At 64.4% G+C, this 15,205-nt stretch carries 17 protein-coding genes; 5 read left to right on the plus strand and 12 right to left on the minus strand.

Annotated elements, in window-relative coordinates:
- Both ACXAF5_RS12855 and ACXAF5_RS12860 read left to right on the plus strand, forming a co-directional pair.
- Nucleotides 1-687, plus strand: a complete 687-nt coding sequence (locus ACXAF5_RS12855; protein ID WP_239321171.1) for a P-loop NTPase family protein — start codon at nucleotides 1-3, stop codon at nucleotides 685-687.
- A gap of 127 nt (nucleotides 688-814) precedes the next feature.
- Nucleotides 815-2,461 (plus strand): Ppx/GppA family phosphatase, encoded by a 1,647-nt coding sequence (locus ACXAF5_RS12860; RefSeq protein ID WP_474946879.1) that lies wholly within the window; start codon nucleotides 815-817, stop codon nucleotides 2,459-2,461.
- Between the two features lie 27 nt (nucleotides 2,462-2,488).
- Here ACXAF5_RS12860 and ACXAF5_RS12865 read toward each other — a convergent pair whose 3' ends face one another.
- The gene (locus ACXAF5_RS12865) at nucleotides 2,489-2,866 is read right to left on the minus strand and encodes a hypothetical protein (protein WP_474946880.1); all 378 of its coding nucleotides are present in this window, start codon (nucleotides 2,864-2,866) and stop codon (nucleotides 2,489-2,491) included.
- 79 nt (nucleotides 2,867-2,945) lie between these two features.
- Entirely contained in the window at nucleotides 2,946-3,164 is a 219-nt protein-coding gene (locus tag ACXAF5_RS12870; RefSeq protein ID WP_474946881.1) for a DUF1127 domain-containing protein, read from the minus strand.
- Between the two features lie 95 nt (nucleotides 3,165-3,259).
- On the opposite strand from ACXAF5_RS12870, the gene ACXAF5_RS12875 reads away from it, so the two are divergent.
- Nucleotides 3,260-4,159 (plus strand): LysR family transcriptional regulator, encoded by a 900-nt coding sequence (locus ACXAF5_RS12875; protein ID WP_474946882.1) that lies wholly within the window; start codon nucleotides 3,260-3,262, stop codon nucleotides 4,157-4,159.
- On the opposite strand, the gene ACXAF5_RS12880 is transcribed toward ACXAF5_RS12875, so the two are convergent.
- Genes ACXAF5_RS12880 through ACXAF5_RS12895 form a run of 4 tightly spaced genes read right to left on the minus strand, consistent with a single transcriptional unit; the run spans nucleotide 4,156 to nucleotide 6,999 of the window.
- Nucleotides 4,156-5,157: an endonuclease/exonuclease/phosphatase family protein gene (locus ACXAF5_RS12880; RefSeq protein WP_474946883.1), complete on the minus strand. Its 1,002-nt coding sequence runs from the start codon at nucleotides 5,155-5,157 to the stop codon at nucleotides 4,156-4,158. The two genes, ACXAF5_RS12875 and ACXAF5_RS12880, sit on opposite strands and share 4 nt — an antisense overlap.
- On the minus strand, nucleotides 5,138-5,845 hold the full coding sequence (locus ACXAF5_RS12885; RefSeq protein ID WP_009176686.1) for a molecular chaperone DjiA: 708 nt from the start codon (nucleotides 5,843-5,845) through the stop codon (nucleotides 5,138-5,140). The genes ACXAF5_RS12880 and ACXAF5_RS12885 overlap by 20 nt, the downstream gene beginning before the upstream one ends.
- 9 nt (nucleotides 5,846-5,854) lie before the next feature.
- Nucleotides 5,855-6,400 (minus strand): N-acetyltransferase family protein, encoded by a 546-nt coding sequence (locus ACXAF5_RS12890; RefSeq protein WP_474946884.1) that lies wholly within the window; start codon nucleotides 6,398-6,400, stop codon nucleotides 5,855-5,857.
- Nucleotides 6,397-6,999 carry a VOC family protein gene (locus tag ACXAF5_RS12895; protein WP_474946885.1) on the minus strand — a complete coding sequence of 201 codons (603 nt, stop codon included), beginning with the start codon at nucleotides 6,997-6,999 and terminating at the stop codon, nucleotides 6,397-6,399. Before ACXAF5_RS12895 ends, ACXAF5_RS12890 begins: the two co-directional genes overlap by 4 nt.
- A 215-nt stretch (nucleotides 7,000-7,214) precedes the next feature.
- On the opposite strand from ACXAF5_RS12895, the gene ACXAF5_RS12900 reads away from it, so the two are divergent.
- A complete protein-coding gene (locus tag ACXAF5_RS12900; RefSeq protein ID WP_474946886.1) occupies nucleotides 7,215-7,703 on the plus strand; it encodes a VOC family protein in 489 nt (162 codons plus the stop codon).
- A 170-nt stretch (nucleotides 7,704-7,873) separates the two neighbouring features.
- Here ACXAF5_RS12900 and ACXAF5_RS12905 read toward each other — a convergent pair whose 3' ends face one another.
- From ACXAF5_RS12905 to ACXAF5_RS12915, 3 genes are read right to left on the minus strand one after another with little or no spacing between them, the layout of a single operon-like run.
- Complete coding sequence (locus tag ACXAF5_RS12905; RefSeq protein ID WP_474946887.1) at nucleotides 7,874-8,170, minus strand: putative quinol monooxygenase; 297 nt, start codon at nucleotides 8,168-8,170, stop codon at nucleotides 7,874-7,876.
- Between the two features lie 15 nt (nucleotides 8,171-8,185).
- Nucleotides 8,186-10,315: a methylmalonyl-CoA mutase gene (scpA, locus tag ACXAF5_RS12910; RefSeq protein ID WP_474946888.1), complete on the minus strand. Its 2,130-nt coding sequence runs from the start codon at nucleotides 10,313-10,315 to the stop codon at nucleotides 8,186-8,188.
- On the minus strand, nucleotides 10,278-11,234 hold the full coding sequence (locus ACXAF5_RS12915) for a hypothetical protein (RefSeq protein ID WP_474946889.1): 957 nt from the start codon (nucleotides 11,232-11,234) through the stop codon (nucleotides 10,278-10,280). The genes scpA and ACXAF5_RS12915 overlap by 38 nt, the downstream gene beginning before the upstream one ends.
- Before the next feature lie 169 nt (nucleotides 11,235-11,403).
- Here ACXAF5_RS12915 and ACXAF5_RS12920 point away from each other — a divergent pair, with 169 nt between their 5' ends.
- Nucleotides 11,404-11,931, plus strand: a complete 528-nt coding sequence (locus ACXAF5_RS12920) for a DUF4174 domain-containing protein (RefSeq protein ID WP_239321139.1) — start codon at nucleotides 11,404-11,406, stop codon at nucleotides 11,929-11,931.
- 67 nt (nucleotides 11,932-11,998) lie between these two features.
- Here the strand turns inward: ACXAF5_RS12920 and ACXAF5_RS12925 are convergent, their stop codons facing one another.
- From ACXAF5_RS12925 to ACXAF5_RS12935, 3 genes are all read right to left on the minus strand, one after another.
- Complete coding sequence (locus tag ACXAF5_RS12925; RefSeq protein ID WP_474946890.1) at nucleotides 11,999-12,538, minus strand: hypothetical protein; 540 nt, start codon at nucleotides 12,536-12,538, stop codon at nucleotides 11,999-12,001.
- Nucleotides 12,539-12,762: 224 nt separating this feature from the next.
- Entirely contained in the window at nucleotides 12,763-14,793 is a 2,031-nt protein-coding gene (locus tag ACXAF5_RS12930; RefSeq protein ID WP_474946891.1) for an acetyl-CoA carboxylase biotin carboxylase subunit, read from the minus strand.
- Between the two features lie 143 nt (nucleotides 14,794-14,936).
- Nucleotides 14,937-15,140, minus strand: coding sequence for a hypothetical protein (locus ACXAF5_RS12935; protein WP_239321130.1), 204 nt, complete (start codon nucleotides 15,138-15,140; stop codon nucleotides 14,937-14,939).
- Nucleotides 15,141-15,205 lie beyond the last annotated feature (65 nt).

The following is a 15,205-nucleotide window of genomic DNA, read 5'->3' on the forward strand; positions in this document are numbered from 1 at the left end:
ATGTCCGAACAGCTGAGCTTTGATCTCCCGGCGAAACCTGCGCTGGGGCGGGATGATTTCTTTGTTGCGCCGTCGAATGCCATGGCCGTGGCGCTGATCGACCCGAGTTTTGCATGGCCTTCGGGCAAGCTGGTGCTGACCGGGCCCAAGGGATCGGGCAAGACCCACCTCGCCCACGTCTGGGCCAAGGAAAGCGGCGCCCGCGTGGTGCCCGCACAGCAGCTGACCGAGGCCGACGTGCCGGAACTGGCCAGCGGCCCGGTGGCGATCGAGGACGTGCCGGAAATCGCCGAGGACGCGCTGGCGCAAAAGGCGCTGTTTCATCTGCACAACATGGTGCTGACCCATGGCCACCGGCTGATGCTGACGGGTCGTCCGGCGCCCAACCTCTGGGGGCTGGGGCTGGCGGATCTGCAAAGCCGGGTGCAGGCGGCCACCCATGCCGCGCTCGAGGCCCCCGATGATGCGCTGCTGGCGGTGGTGCTGGCGAAACTGTTCAACGACCGCCAGATCACCCCGAAACCCGATGTGATCCCCTATCTGGTGGGGCGCATGGACCGTAGCTTTGCCGCGGCGGCGGCGGTGGTCGATCAGCTCGACCGGCTGGCGCTGGCCGAGCAGCGCACCCTGAGCCGCGCGCTGGCGATTCGCATGATGGCCGCCGACCGCGAAAGCGAAGACAGATGACCCCGCGTCGCTACCGCCCGAGGATCCCCCCGGCACCGCTGGCGGAATTGACCTCCGCGACCCGATACACCATTCTTTCCAAAGCCCAAACATCCGGTCCCCAGGGCCGGACCATCCCGGAGCCCGCATGACGATCCTGCCAGACGCCCCGCACCTCGCCTCCGAGACCACGCCCTCCGACGGCACAGAGTCCGATCTGGAACCGCCCGCGGGCAGCAGCGAGGACTGGGGCCCGTTTGGCCGCCCGCTGTTCGATGATCCGGATGCCCGCGCGTTGAAACGGGTCGGCGTGGTTGATGTGGGGTCGAACTCGGTGCGACTGGTGGTGTTTGACGGCGCCGCGCGCAGCCCGGCCTATTTCTACAACGAAAAGATCATGTGCGGCCTTGGCGCCGGCCTGTCGGAAACCGGCAAGCTCAATCCGAAGGGGCGCGTGCGCGCGCTGGAGGCGCTGAAGCGCTTTCAGATCCTGGCGCAGGGGCTGCTGCCCTATTCGCTGATCGTGGTGGCCACCGCCGCCGTGCGCGATGCCAGCGACGGGCCGGAATTCTGCGCCGAGGTGGAGGCCGCCACCGGCCTGCGCATCCGTGTCATCACCGGCGAGGAAGAGGCGCGGCTGTCGGCGCAGGGGGTGCTTCTGGGCTGGCCCGGCGCCTATGGTCTGATCTGCGACATCGGCGGCTCCTCGATGGAGCTGGCGGAAATCCACGACGGCGAGGTCGGCAAATGCGTGACCTCGAACCTCGGCCCGCTGAAGCTGAAGGACATCAAAGGCGGGCGCCGGGGCCGCAAGAAACACATCGACGAGGTCATGGCCGCGCTGCGCGACCAGCTTGGCGATCAGCGCGACCGGCTGTTTCTGGTCGGCGGCAGCTGGCGCGCCATTGCCCGCGTCGACATGCTGCGGCGCAACTACCCGCTGACGGTGCAGCACGAATACCGCATGACCGCCAAGGACGTGCGCGAAACCGCCAAATACCTGGAAAAGAACGATCTCGACAAGATCCGCAGCGAGTGCGGCATATCCTCGGCCCGGATGGCGCTGGTGCCCTATGCGGCGGATGTGCTGTCGCGCCTGATCAAGACCTTTCGCCCCAAGGACATCGCCATTTCCAGCTATGGGATCCGCGAGGGGATCTTGTATGAACAGATGCCCGAGCGGCTGCGCGAACGCGACCCGCTGATCGAAGCGGCCCGCTTTGCCGAGGCCAAGGACGCGCGGGTGCCGGGCTTTGGCAAGACGCTCTATACCTTTGTAAAACCGCTGTTTTCCGGCGAACCCTATGCCAAGATGCGGCTGGTCAAAGCCGCTTGCGTGCTGCATGACGTGAGCTGGCGCGCGCATCCCGATTACCGCGCCGAGGTCTGTTTCGACAATGCCACCCGCGCCAATCTCGGAGGGCTGAAACATTCCGAACGGGTCTTCCTCGGGCTGGCGCTGCTGCATCGCTATCGCAACAAGCGGCAGGGCACCCATTTCGAACATCTCTATGATCTGCTGGCCCCGGCACAGCAGGTGGAGGCCGAAATTCTCGGCAAGGCCATGCGTTTTGGCGCCATGCTGATGGTGGGCGAGGATCAGGACATCGGCCGCCTGCGCTGGCAGCCGCGCAAACGCATCCTGCATGTGGAACTGCCCGCCGCCAGCGCGGCGCTGTTTGGCGAGGTGGCGCAATCGCGGCTGATGTCGCTGGTCAATGCGCTGGAGGCCGAGGTGCGGGTGACCATCGCCGGCAAGCGCGGCGCGTTGTTGGAAAAGGACGCGCGGGGGTAGCGCCCCAAGATCACGATGGCGCCTGGCTCAGAGCTCGATGCTGCCGTCCTCTTGCGCCTCTGGCGTGGCCTCGGGCTGTGGCGCCTTGCGGCGGATGATGATGTCGCCGTTGGGCAGGATTTCCGGCATCTCGTAAACGCTCCAGTCCTCCACCTGATTGGCGATATCCGCCAGCGCAGGCCCCATCTCCATGAGGAAGCTGCGCATGGAAGGGCCGATTTCGGCAAAGAGACGCGCGGCCTCGTCCAGCGTCGGCTCCATCTCGCGGCGCAGCCCCTCAAAGAACAGCTCCGCTCCGCGCTCCATCAGCGTCGGCCCTTCCTCGTCCGTCGGGGCGTCTTCAGCGGCGAGCGGCAGGGCCAACAGGGCCGCACCCCCGGCCCCAAGGGCAAGGCGGCGAAACATGCGGGGGCGAATATCCTGTGTCATGCCTCAGATTATAGAGCGCTTCTGTAACAGGCATAGGGGGACAAATCCGCGCCGCTTACCCCCGCCACATCGGCTTGGCGATCTCTTGCCGAAGGGCGGCGCGGGTCCAGCCTGCGTCCCGCAATGCGCTGTCGGGCGCGCCGAGCAACTCGCGTGCCAGCATCAGGCGCTGGCGACGCCGGGCAAGCCACAGCGCCAGCCCCCGCTGATCCGGGGCGCAACAGGTCGGGCGCAAGGGGCGCGCGTGCGGCAGGGTCAGAATAACGGCGGACATAAGAGGCTCCTTTGTTCCAATACCGCCAGATTAGCCCTATAGTGACCTCAGAAAAATTGAGTTCTTTTCCCGCCTTCTGGTCCATTCAGGAACATATGAGACATCTGCCGCCCCTCTCCGCCCTGCCCGCCTTCGAGGCCACTGCCCGGCTCGGGTCCGTGACCGCTGCTGGCGCCGAACTGGGCCGGACCCATAGCGCCATCAGCAAGCAGCTGCGCCATCTGGGCGAAGATCTGGGTGGCGCGTTGTTTGAAAAAGACGGCACCGGATTGCGGCTGACCCAGCGTGGTGCACAGTTGCAGGCGGAGCTGCGGCCCATGCTGGACCGGCTCGATCATGTGGCGCAGCAGTTGCGACAGCAGCAGGACCAGCGCCGGGTGCGACTGGCGGTGAGCGCCACCTTTGCCACCCGCTGGCTGACCCCGCGCCTGCCCCGGTTTTATGCGCAGCACCCGGATGTGGAGGTGGATCTGCTGATGTCCGGACCCCACCGCGACATGCGCGACACCTATGATCTGATCCTGAGCTATGACCGCCTGCGTGGCCCTCTGCGGGACACGCGCAGGCCCGAAATCCTTGGCGATACCTCTTATGGTCCGGTCTGCGCGCCGGGCTATCCGCTGGTGCAATCACCCGAGGGTTGGCGTGCGGAGCTGCGGCTGGTGCACGCGGGCGCGCCGCAATCCTGGGACGCGTGGCGCCGTCTGAGCGGCGTGGCCGTGCTTGCCACGCGTGAGAGCGCCTATCCGCATCACATCCTCGCGCTGGAGGCGGCGGCAGCGGGGCTTGGCGTGGCAGTGGCAGAGCGGCGGCTGGTGGCGGATGATCTGGCCTCGGGGCGGCTGATTGCGCCGCTGGGGTTTGTGCGTGTGTCCAACGGCTTGCAGGCGATCGTCACCCCGGCGGGTGAGACCAGCGGCCAGCACAAACACGCGGTGCGCGCGGTGCTGGACTGGCTGCGTGCCAGCATCACAGAGGAAAACGCGCAGGATTAGGCGGAGGCAAACGCCAGATCCAGCGTGACCGGGAAATGGTCTGACGCCATCAGGAGCGCCTGGTAGAGCGTGGGCGTGCCATAGCAGGCGGCATCCTCAAACGGGTGCCAGATGCGCCATTTCGGCTGATGCGCCTGCAAGGGCGGCGAGATCATGATGTAATCCAGCAGCGCCTGAAAATACCGCCCTTCCAGATGGTTATAGAACCGCGCCGAGGTCGGCAGCCCCTGCTGATTGGGCCGGAGCAAATGGCGCGCGTGGGGGTCAAACAGCTCTGCCCCCATGATGATTTCCACCGAAGAGCGGCCAAAGAGCGCCTCGTAGACGTCAAGGCCGGGGCCGTCGTTCAGATCACCCATCACCACCATCGGATCGCCCGCCTCCAGATGGTCCTCCACCCGCCCCCTGAGCCAGACCGCCTGCGCCAGTTGCTTGCGGCGGTTGGCAATGGAGATCGCGCGGGCTTCTTCCGGGGTGCGTGCGCCATGGGGGGCCTTGGATTTCAGATGCGCGCCGATCAGGCGAAAGGGCATACCCTCCACAGGGGTCACCATCAGCTCCATCGGGGGTTTGGAAAACCGCACCATATCGGCCTTGGCATCCACGTCTAGATCGATTTCAAACGTCGCATCAAACCGGGGCGCGCGGGGCGATGAGATGGGTGCATGTTCCGCCTGCATCACATTGGAATCAAACAGGAATGCGATTTCCTGACGGGTGTCATTGGCAAAGCCCATCACCACGTCCCTTGTGCGCAGATCACCCCATTCGGCAAACCGCGTGAGCGCGCGCACGGTGCTTTGACGTTTGCCGGTGTTGGGGCCCTCAATGATGGTGATGCCATCGGCGTCAATGGCGCGCAGCACATCGGCAATGGCCTCGGCCTGCGCGCGGCGGCTGACCTCGTGACGGGCGGAGGGGGCCTCATCCAGACGCAAGTGATCGCTCTCGTCAAAGAGCGCCTCGAACCATTCGATATTATACGTGCTCAGGCGCATGATCGCGGGCTTGAGCCTTGCCGCTGAGGTCTTCCCACGCGCGGTTGATGTCGATCATGCGCTTTTCGGCCAGCCGGATCGCCTCTTGCGGGACACCGCGCGCGATCATCGCGTCAGGGTGGTTGTCGCGCACCAGCCGACGCCAGATGCGGCGAATGTCTTCCATCGGGGTACCGGGGGCCACACCCAGCACCTCATGCGGGTCCTTTGGGGCATCCTCGACAAAGCGCGCCCGAAGCGAGCGGAACTGCGCCTCGGACTGGCCAAAGATGCGGCTCACCTCCTCGAGGAACACGTCCTCATTGGGGTGATAGAACCCGTCGGCAATGGCGATGTGAAACAGCCCCTCCATCAGGTCACAGAGCGTTTCGGGATCATCCGAGAACATCGCCCGGATGCGGCGGGCATAATCGTCGTAGCCTGCGATATCCTGCCGGGCGAGGTTGAAGACCCGCGCCGCCTGCGCCTCATCCTCGGCGGCGATCTGGAACACCTCGCGAAAGGCGGCGACCTCATCGCGGGTCACCTGCCCGTCGGCCTTGGCCATTTTGGCCCCCAGCGCAATCACCGCGATGGTGAAGCCCACGGAGCGTTCCGGCGGCGTGCGCAGGCGGTCGAACACCTCGGCCAGGCTTTCGCCCTGCGTCAGCGCCGCAAGCGCCTCGGTTATGCGGGTCCAGAGTGACATACGGCCAGTTTAGCCGGGATTGGCCGCGCTGTCAGGCGGGGCAGTGCCGTCCTCACGCAGAATTTTCTGCATCAGCACAAGATCCAGCCACTGTTCCCATTTGCGCCCCACCTGCGGCAGGCGTCCGACCTCTGTGTAGCCACAGGCGGCGTGGAACTGTTGGGCTGCAGGATTGGCGCTGCTGATGGCGGCGACCATGACGTGGATGCCGCCGTCAATGGCTCGGTTTTCTAGTTCTGTCAGGAGCTTACGCCCTGCCCCTCGTCCACGGGCGGCCTCTGAGAGGTAGATCGACAGCTCTGCCGCGTGGCGATAGCCCTCGCTGCTGCGAAAGCCCGTGTAGGTGGCGTAGCCAAGGAAGTCCCCATCCGTATCTTCGGCCACCAGAATGGGCGGATCACCGTAGAGGATATCATCCTGCCAGTCGCTGAGCGAACGCGCCTCTGTGGCGAAGGTCATAAGCGTGGTGTCAACGATGTGGCGCTGCAGATGCGTGATCGCCTCGGTATCGCTGTCGCGGGCGGGTCTGATCCGCGTCGTCTGTGCGGCGGTCATGACAGATGGCGCAGTCCGTGCGGCGTGTCGATTTCCGCCCGTAGCGCGGCGGGGCCGGGTTCAAACACCACCCGCGCATCATCAAGCGGCAGCAGCTCTGCCAGAGCCTGCGCCTCCGGGTGGGAGACCACCAGACGACGCAGGCTACAGCCCTGTTGCGTCAGGCGCGGTGCAGGGTGCGGTCCTTGCCACTGGATCAGCGCGGGAAAGATGTTGTCATAGGGCAGGATGCCGCTTTTGGGCACCGCCATTTGCCAGCTGAGATCCCCACGGGTGAGCGAGACCGGCGCACCCGCATCCACCGGCAGCGCGGCCAGCGTGCTGGCCAGATCACCGCTGCGACAGATCCAGTTGGTGATCCGGGCCGCACCTGCAAACCGGTCCAGATCAAACCAGCGCGGCTGACGCTCCGGCGTGGCCTCCGGGTCGATGGCGATGGCCTCCAGATAAAGCCCGTCTGCCAGCCCCAGAAGACGGTTGTGGGTGCCAAAGACCACATGTTCCCCGCCCTGCTGCAGGGGCACGCCAAGCGCCTCCTCGACATGGGCGGTGGCCTCGGCCAACGTGTTGGCGGCAATGGCGAAATGGTCGAGTTCCATGGTGAGGCCCCTTGGCTGGGTCGGTGTGGTCCTGAGCGGCAGCCTAGCAAATCCGAGGGGGAAGGACACCCGCATTGCGCGGGTCGCAAAGGCCTGGCGGTCTTGTTGTTTTGTGCTTGATCTAAAGTGAGCTTGAGGAATTACCGTCTGAGTCGCCGCCCCGGTTGTGCTGCTCTGCAGCCCTTGGGGCGCACCGACGATGACTGGAGTTCAATATGCACGACCCTATGACGCCCGAAGACTGGGCCGCAAGCCACATCCTTGGCATCTATGAGACGCATCTGCCGGTGCGGGATCTGGACCGTTCGCTGGCGTTTTATACCGGCCAGCTGGGATTAAAGCTGGCGCATCGTTTGCCCGCGCGCAATGTCGCCTTTGTCTGGGCCGGCCCCAAGGAGGTGGGCATGCTGGGGCTGTGGGGGGCAGGCAGCGCGCCGCTGAGCATGACGATGCATTTTGCGTTTCGCGCGACAAAATCCGCCGTGTTGAGCGCCTGCGAGGTATTGCCGAACCGGGGCATCACGCCGCTTGGCTTTGGCGGAACACCGGTCACCGAGCCGGTGGTGTTTGGCTGGATGCTTGCGATGTCGATCTATTTCAAGGACCCTGACGGCCATTCCATCGAGATGCTGCATATGCTGGAAGATGAGCCAGATGCGGATTTTGGCGTGCGCAGCTACTCCGACTGGCTCAACCGTGCGTAACCGAGGAGATAACCGGGGCAGCTCCCGCCCGTCCCGGTGGCATGTGCCATGCCACCACGCCCGTTGGGCGTGGCGCGTCGCACCCATTGGGTGCGACGCGCGCAGCCGACCCTCTCGTTGAGGGTCGGCTGCCACCGCCAGGATGAGACCCAGCGCCTAGGATCAGGACCCTAGTCTTCGGTGATGTCATACGCGCGACGTATGCCCTGCGTTTTTTGACCCCAGAGGGAGGCCCTTGCCCGCAGTTGATGCGCGTCAAACGCCGCGCGATCAGCAAAACATTCCTCCACCCGCCAGACGGATGGATCATCGGTTTGCGTCACTTCAAAGGAGACACACCCCGGCTCCGCCCGCGTGAGGCGGATGTGCTCCGGCAGATATTGCTCCACCAGGGCCTGCTCCTGCGCCGAAGCGCAGAAGAGATGACCCGAGAGGTGCAAGCGGCCCTTGGGGGATGCATCGCTCATATCGCACCCCTCGCGTCAGCTGCGGGCATCGCGGATCAGCTCCAGAATGTCCTGCGCAGCGGTGGGGATATTGGTGCCGGGGCCAAAAATGGCCTTCACCCCTGCCTTATACAGGAACTCATAATCCTGCTGCGGGATCACCCCGCCACAGATCACGATGATATCCTCGGCCCCTTGTGCCTTCAGCTCTGCGATCAATTGCGGTGCCAGCGTCTTATGCCCCGCCGCCTGAGAGGAGATGCCGATCACATGCACGTCATTGTCGATGGCGTCTTGCGCGGCCTCGGCCGGGGTCTGGAACAGCGGCCCCACGTCCACGTCAAAGCCGATGTCGGCAAAGGCGGTGGCGATCACCTTGGCGCCCCGGTCATGGCCGTCCTGCCCCATCTTGACCACCAGAAGACGCGGGCGGCGGCCTTCTTCTTCGGCAAAGGACTCGATGGATTTCTGGATCGCGGCAAAGCCTTCGTCGCCCTCATAGGCCGCGCCATAGACACCGGCGAGGGTTTTCACCTCGGCGCGGTGGCGACCGAACTCTTTTTCCATTGCCATGCTGATTTCTCCGACTGAGGCCCGGGCGCGGGCAGCCTCGACCGCCGCTTCGAGCAGGTTGCCGCCCTCGGACGCGCGGCGGGTCAGCTCGGCCAGAGCCGCCTCGCAGGCCGCCGTATCACGGCTGGCGCGGATCTGCTCGAGCCGGGCGATCTGACTGTCGCGCACCTTGACGTTGTCCACATCAAGAATGTCGATCGGGTCTTCCTTGTCCTTGCGGTATTTGTTGACGCCGACGATCACCTCTTCGCCGCGGTCGATCATCGCCTGACGGCGCGCGGCGGTTTCCTCGATGCGCAGTTTCGGCATGCCGGAGGCCACGGCCTTGGTCATGCCGCCCATCTCCTCCACTTCCTGCATCATCGCCCAGGCCTTGTCGACGAGTTCGGCGGTGAGGCTTTCGACGTAATAGCTGCCGGCGAGCGGGTCGACGACATTGGTGACACCGGTTTCTTCCTGCAAGATCAACTGGGTATTACGCGCAATTCGGGCAGAGAAATCGGTGGGCAGCGCGATCGCCTCATCGAGCGCATTGGTGTGCAGACTTTGCGTGCCGCCCAGAACCGCGCTCATCGCCTCATAGGCGGTGCGGATCACGTTGTTGTAGGGATCCTGTTCCTGCAGGCTCACACCCGAGGTCTGGCAATGGGTGCGCAGCATCTTGGAGCGGTCAGACTTGGCGTCAAACTCCGTCATCACCCGATGCCAGAGCGTACGCGCGGCGCGCAGCTTGGCGGCCTCCATGAAGAAGTTCATGCCAATCGCAAAGAAGAACGACAGGCGGCCTGCGAATTTGTCCACGTCCATGCCCGCCTCGATGGCGGCTTTGACGTATTCGCGCCCATCCGCCAGCGTATAGGCGAGCTCCTGCACCAGGTTCGCGCCCGCCTCCTGCATGTGGTAGCCGGAGATCGAGATGGAGTTGAACTTCGGCATCTCGTTTGAGGTGTATTCAATGATATCCGCAATGACCCGCATCGAGGGCTCGGGCGGATAGATATAGGTGTTGCGGACCATGAACTCCTTGAGGATGTCGTTCTGGATGGTCCCCGACAACAGCGCCTTGTCGTGGCCCTGCTCCTCGCCTGCAACGATGAAGCTGGCCAGGATCGGGATCACCGCGCCATTCATGGTCATGGAGACCGAAACCTGATCAAGCGGGATGCCGTCAAAGAGGATCTTCATATCCTCGACGCTGTCGATGGCCACGCCCGCCTTGCCGACATCGCCCATCACCCGTTCATGGTCGCTGTCATAGCCGCGGTGGGTGGCGAGATCGAAGGCGACGGAGACGCCCTGCTGACCGGCGGCAAGGTTGCGGCGGTAAAAGGCGTTGGATTCCTCGGCCGTGGAAAAGCCCGCGTATTGGCGGATGGTCCAGGGGCGGCCGGCGTACATGGTGGCCTTCACCCCGCGGGTGAAAGGGCCAAAGCCCGGCAGCGTGCCCATATGGCCAAGGTCTGCGGTATCCTCAGCCGTGTAGATCGGCTTTACGTCGATGCCTTCGAGGGTCTGCCAGGTGAGATCCTCGAGCGGGCGGCCACGGAGCTCCTTTTCAGCCAGTGCCCGCCAGTCTTCCGGTGTCTGGGTCATGCATTTGTCCTCTTGTCAGGTCATCCTGCGGCACGCGGTCCGCTGCAGCAGGGGGAGTGGCTGTGATGTCCGATTTGTTCGGATCTTCAACCAGTTCGGCGAGGCCGTCGGCACCGCCGACCAGCCACATCATATCGTCATAGTAGCTTTCCCGCAGGCTTGCGGCCTCGGCCTCGGAAAACGGCATCCAGCGGCCGTCGCCCTCCGGCAGGGCCCGGGCGAAACGCTCCGGCAGGTCGCTGCGCAGTTCCGGCAGGCGGGCGCAGGCGTTGAGGCGGAAGCTGCCGCGCGCGGGCGGACAATCGACGCCGGTCATGGCCGAGAGCTGTGCTTCGGGCTGGGAGGCAAAGACCTCATGCGCAAAGACCCGGATGCGGGCGCCGGGCATGGCGCAGTAGATGTCCTGGATCACGTCGCGCCAGCTGCGCGGGGACGCTGCGATGCGCGCCAGCGTGCGGGCATTGGGCAGACGCAGGGACTGTTCCAGCCGCAGCGACAGCGCCGAGGCCCAGAAGCTCTCGGGGCTGCGAATGTTGAGCATGACGTCGGTCACCGCCCCGTCAAACGCATGGTCCAGTCGCGACAGCTGCTCTCCGGCGCCGGGATACAGTGTCCCGAGCGACAGGCTCTGCTCCAGCGCGCCCAGCATCCTGGCATCCGAGATCACCAGCGCCGCCGTTCCGGCCTCCTGCATTGCCGCCAGCTGCAAGGCGATGCGCCCCTTGGCCCGTTCGACCGGATCCCGGCCCGTCACCGACACCGCGCCCGGCTGGACCCCGTGCAGCAGCCCCTTGCGGGTGCGCTCCGGCCCCCAGGACACGATCCCGTATTGCGACAGGTGATCGCCCTTGCGGGTGAGGTAGTTCTGGAAGCTGCGCGTCGCGCAGCGGTGGGCACCGATATGCAGAATGACTTTCATTGCAGGTTCTCCTTGCGCTGGCCCGGGCCCCGGCGTGGGCTCCGGCGGCAAGCTTGGCGCAAAAGGGGTTCTGTCCTGCTTAACGAAAGGTGATTTTTTTGTGTCCACAGCGGTTTCTGCGGTCGCTTTTACGGTCGGAGCACATATATTTCTGGTCAGAGGAGAGCGTATGAACAGAATGCACAGCCTGGCCCTGACCGCCGCCCTAGCCGCCCTGCCCCTGTCTTCGGTGGCCGTTGCCGCGCAAGAGACACAGGCCGCCGAAACCCTGTCGGAGGCCGCGATCAGCGAAGATGCGGCACCCGAAGACCTGTCGGCGGAGGCGGCCGAGCCCGCGTTCGAGATCCGCGACGGGTATGACGTGGAGATCGGCGAATACCGCTGGACCCACCGCCCGGTGGTGGTCTTTGCCGACAGCCCCGCCGATCCGCGATACCAGGAACAGATCGACGAGTTCCTGCAGGACATCCCTGCCCTGATGACACGCGATGTGCTGGTCTTTGTGGACACCGATCCGGCAGCCAAATCGGCACTGCGCAAGAAACTGCGCCCGCGCGGGTTCATGCTGGTGCTGATCGGCAAGGATGGCGGCGTCAAGCTGCGCAAACCGCTGCCGTGGAGCGTGCGGGAGCTGAGTCGCACCATCGACAAGATGCCCATGCGCCAACGCGAGATCGAGGACCGGCGCGGCGGCTGACCCGCCCGGATAGTCCGGATAGAGCGGGTGGCGTCGCGCGCTGCCCGATGCTGCCCCTGCGGCGCCCCTAAGAACTGCGCCCGCGCGAGAAGAATAGCCGCCTGTTGCGACGGTCGAAGACGGCCATGAACTTCTCCTCCGGTTCGAAGATCAGCACCGAGGTCGGGTCCAGCAAGGCGTTGAAATAGGCCTCTTCCATTTCGATCGCCATGCAATCCTTGCCGCCGGTGCCCGACGACAGCACCCCAAGCCCCTGCGGCAGATCGCGGGTCATGATCTTTTCGGTCACGACGGTGGGCGACATCCCCGGGATTTCGAAGGCCACCGCCTCGCCCTCGGTGATCGCACGCATGCCCGCATCGACGTTGCGCACCTTTTTCACCATGGAGGTGATACGGCTCGCCTTCACCTCGAACAGGGCGGCGGTGCAATTGACCCGGGAAAAGAAATAATAGGTCTCGCCCAGCTTGACCCAGTCCTGCACCTGCGCGCGCACTTCCTCCTCCTGATCGAGGCTGCACCCCAGGAGCACAGCAACCAGCGCGGGTGCCGCTGCGGCCCGGAGCATCAGGCGCCGCAAGGAGGATGGGGAAAAGGGAACGACCACGGACAAGATCTCCAGCATCATCAGCGCGCGAGGCAACAGCGCCAGACAGACGCCTCGGCGAGGTGTTTTGTCCGACCCTAGGAACAGCGCCTTCAGAAAGCCTTAACAAACCCGGTGCAAGCGCCGGATTTTGCGGAGATTTTGACCCGCACAGCTGATCCGCCCCGGCGCCAGACGGCTCCGGGATGGGATCAGGGAATATGCGGGTCGCGGCAGTCACCGGATCACTCGAACTCGATGATCACATCATCCACCGCGAGGCTGTCCCCCGCGCCGGCGTTGACCTGCGAGACCACGGATTTCTTCTCGGCGCGCAGGATGTTTTCCATCTTCATCGCCTCGATGGTGCAGAGCGGCTGGCCCTCCTGAACCTCTTGTCCCACCTCGACGTGGATCTTCACCACCAGACCGGGCATCGGGCACAGGAGCATCTTGGAGGTATCCGGCGGCAGTTTCTCCGGCATCAAAGCGGCCAGTTCGGCCTGACGCGGACGGCGCACATGCACCTTGAGGTCCGCCCCCCGGCTGCGCACGCGGAAGCCCTGGGTGATCTTGTCGACCTTCAGAACCAGGGGCGCACCATCGGTCAGCACATGGGCAAGGCTGTCCCCCGGCGTCCAGTCGGAGCTGACGCGGATTTCGCTCTTGTCCTCAAACCGCACGGTGGCGCCTTCGGGATCTGCCGAGATGCGCAGCGCATAAGAGTGATCGCCAATGGCCACCACCCAGTTGTTGCCGACACGGCGTTCGTGGTTGTCCATGCGGCCCGAGACCTGCGTGCGGCGGATTTCGGCAACACGGTGCATCGCCGCACAGGACGCCGCGATCCGGCGCAGGTCGCTTTCGGGCAGGTTCACGCCTTCGAACCCCTCGGGGTATTCCTCGGCAATAAAGGCGGTGGTCATATCGCCCGAGACGAATTTCGGATGATCCATCACCGCCGAGAGGAACGGCAGGTTGTGACCGATGCCTTCGACCTCGAAGCTGTCCAGCGCCACGCGCATCGCCTCGATCGCCGCTTCACGGGTCGGCGCCCAGGTGCAAAGCTTGGCGATCATCGGGTCGTAATACATTGAAATCTCGCCGCCTTCATAGACGCCGGTGTCATTGCGCACGACCACATCGCCCGCATCCCCCGGTGCCACGCCGGGCGTATAGGCCGCCGTTTCCGCCGGCGGACGATAGCGGGTGAGACGCCCGATGGAGGGCAGGAAGTTGCGGTAGGGATCTTCGGCATAAAGGCGGTTTTCAATCGCCCAGCCGGTGAGTTTGACGTCATTTTGAGTGATCGACAGCTCCTTGCCGGCCGCCACGCGGATCATCTGCTCCACAAGGTCAACACCGGTGATGAGTTCGGTCACCGGATGTTCCACCTGCAAACGGGTGTTCATCTCAAGGAAGTAGAAGTTCTTGTTGCCATCAACGATGAATTCCACAGTGCCCGCAGAGGCATAGCCCACCGCCTTGGCCAGCGCGACGGATTGCTCGCCCATGGCGCGGCGGGTTTCTTCATCAAGGAAGGGGCTGGGCGCCTCTTCGACGACCTTCTGGTTGCGGCGCTGGATGGAGCATTCACGCTCGCCCAGATAGACGCCGTTGCCATGGGCATCACAAAGCACCTGAATTTCGATGTGGCGCGGTTGGGTGACGAATTTCTCAATGAAAATCCGGTCATCGCCAAAGGAGTTCGCGGCCTCGTTCTTGGACGACTGGAAGCCTTCGCGCGCCTCTTCGTCGTTCCATGCAATCCGCATGCCCTTGCCGCCGCCGCCCGCAGAGGCTTTGATCATCACCGGATAGCCGATGTCGTTTGAGATCTTCACCGCCTCGTCGGCATCCGCGATCAGGCCCATGTAGCCCGGCACGGTGGATACGCCTGCTTCCTGGGCGATTTTTTTCGAGGTGATCTTGTCCCCCATCGCCTCGATCGCGCCTTTGGGCGGGCCGACGAAGGCGACGCCTGCGGCCTCCAGCGCCTCGGCGAATTTGGCGTTTTCCGACAGGAAGCCATAGCCCGGATGCACCGCCTGCGCGCCCGAGGATTTGATCGCTGCCATGACGTTGTCGATGACGATATAGGATTGGTTCGCGGGGGCTGGCCCCACATGCACCGCCTCATCCGCCATCTGCACATGCAGCGCCTGACGGTCGGCATCAGAGTAGATGGCGACGGTCTCAATGCCCATCTTGCGCGCGGTCTTGATGACGCGACAGGCGATTTCCCCCCGGTTGGCGATCAGGATCTTATCAAACATGGGCTGTCCCTTGTGGTCCGTGTTGATGGGTCTGGCGCGCACACGAAAAACCGCCGCGCACGGGGATGTCCCGTGGCGGCGGTGCGTCCGCGCCAAAGCGAAATGTCAGCGCCGCGCGACCCGGTCGCGCGCCCGAGGCCGGCTTAGCAGCGGCCCGGGTTTTCCTGACAGTAGATGAGGTTACCGGCCGCGCCCACGGCTGCGCCGGTGACAAGGCTGCCGTTGAGCAGCGCCGCACCTGCGGCACCGGCGCCAGCGCCATAAAGCGCCTGCTCGCCCGTGGTATCGCCACAGGCAGCAAGCACCGCGGTGCCTGCAAGGAAAGCGGCCAGAATGGATTTGCGCATCGGAAGACTCCTTTTCGCCGAGCTGCGAGATTTGGTCTCACTTTGCTCAGACAACGCAGAGCGTC

It is taken from the genome of Epibacterium sp. ABV4_022 (assembly GCF_056159345.1).

Excerpts from the sequence above, each read along its gene's own strand:
- scpA (WP_474946888.1), bottom strand. The coding sequence starts at position 10,315 with ATGACCCAGACACCGGAAGACTGGCGGGCACTGGCTGAAAAGGAGCTC.
- ACXAF5_RS12880 (WP_474946883.1), bottom strand. The coding sequence starts at position 5,157 with ATGCGCCTGAGCACGTATAATATCGAATGGTTCGAGGCGCTCTTTGAC.
- ACXAF5_RS12890 (WP_474946884.1), bottom strand. The coding sequence starts at position 6,400 with ATGACCGCCGCACAGACGACGCGGATCAGACCCGCCCGCGACAGCGAT.
- ACXAF5_RS12900 (WP_474946886.1), top strand. The coding sequence starts at position 7,215 with ATGCACGACCCTATGACGCCCGAAGACTGGGCCGCAAGCCACATCCTT.
- ACXAF5_RS12855 (WP_239321171.1), top strand. The coding sequence starts at position 1 with ATGTCCGAACAGCTGAGCTTTGATCTCCCGGCGAAACCTGCGCTGGGG.
- ACXAF5_RS12935 (WP_239321130.1), bottom strand. The coding sequence starts at position 15,140 with ATGCGCAAATCCATTCTGGCCGCTTTCCTTGCAGGCACCGCGGTGCTT.
- ACXAF5_RS12915 (WP_474946889.1), bottom strand. The coding sequence starts at position 11,234 with ATGAAAGTCATTCTGCATATCGGTGCCCACCGCTGCGCGACGCGCAGC.
- ACXAF5_RS12930 (WP_474946891.1), bottom strand. The coding sequence starts at position 14,793 with ATGTTTGATAAGATCCTGATCGCCAACCGGGGGGAAATCGCCTGTCGC.
- ACXAF5_RS12895 (WP_474946885.1), bottom strand. The coding sequence starts at position 6,999 with ATGGAACTCGACCATTTCGCCATTGCCGCCAACACGTTGGCCGAGGCC.
- ACXAF5_RS12870 (WP_474946881.1), bottom strand. The coding sequence starts at position 3,164 with ATGTCCGCCGTTATTCTGACCCTGCCGCACGCGCGCCCCTTGCGCCCG.
- ACXAF5_RS12920 (WP_239321139.1), top strand. The coding sequence starts at position 11,404 with ATGAACAGAATGCACAGCCTGGCCCTGACCGCCGCCCTAGCCGCCCTG.
- ACXAF5_RS12875 (WP_474946882.1), top strand. The coding sequence starts at position 3,260 with ATGAGACATCTGCCGCCCCTCTCCGCCCTGCCCGCCTTCGAGGCCACT.
- ACXAF5_RS12905 (WP_474946887.1), bottom strand. The coding sequence starts at position 8,170 with ATGAGCGATGCATCCCCCAAGGGCCGCTTGCACCTCTCGGGTCATCTC.
- ACXAF5_RS12860 (WP_474946879.1), top strand. The coding sequence starts at position 815 with ATGACGATCCTGCCAGACGCCCCGCACCTCGCCTCCGAGACCACGCCC.
- ACXAF5_RS12865 (WP_474946880.1), bottom strand. The coding sequence starts at position 2,866 with ATGTTTCGCCGCCTTGCCCTTGGGGCCGGGGGTGCGGCCCTGTTGGCC.
- ACXAF5_RS12885 (WP_009176686.1), bottom strand. The coding sequence starts at position 5,845 with ATGTCACTCTGGACCCGCATAACCGAGGCGCTTGCGGCGCTGACGCAG.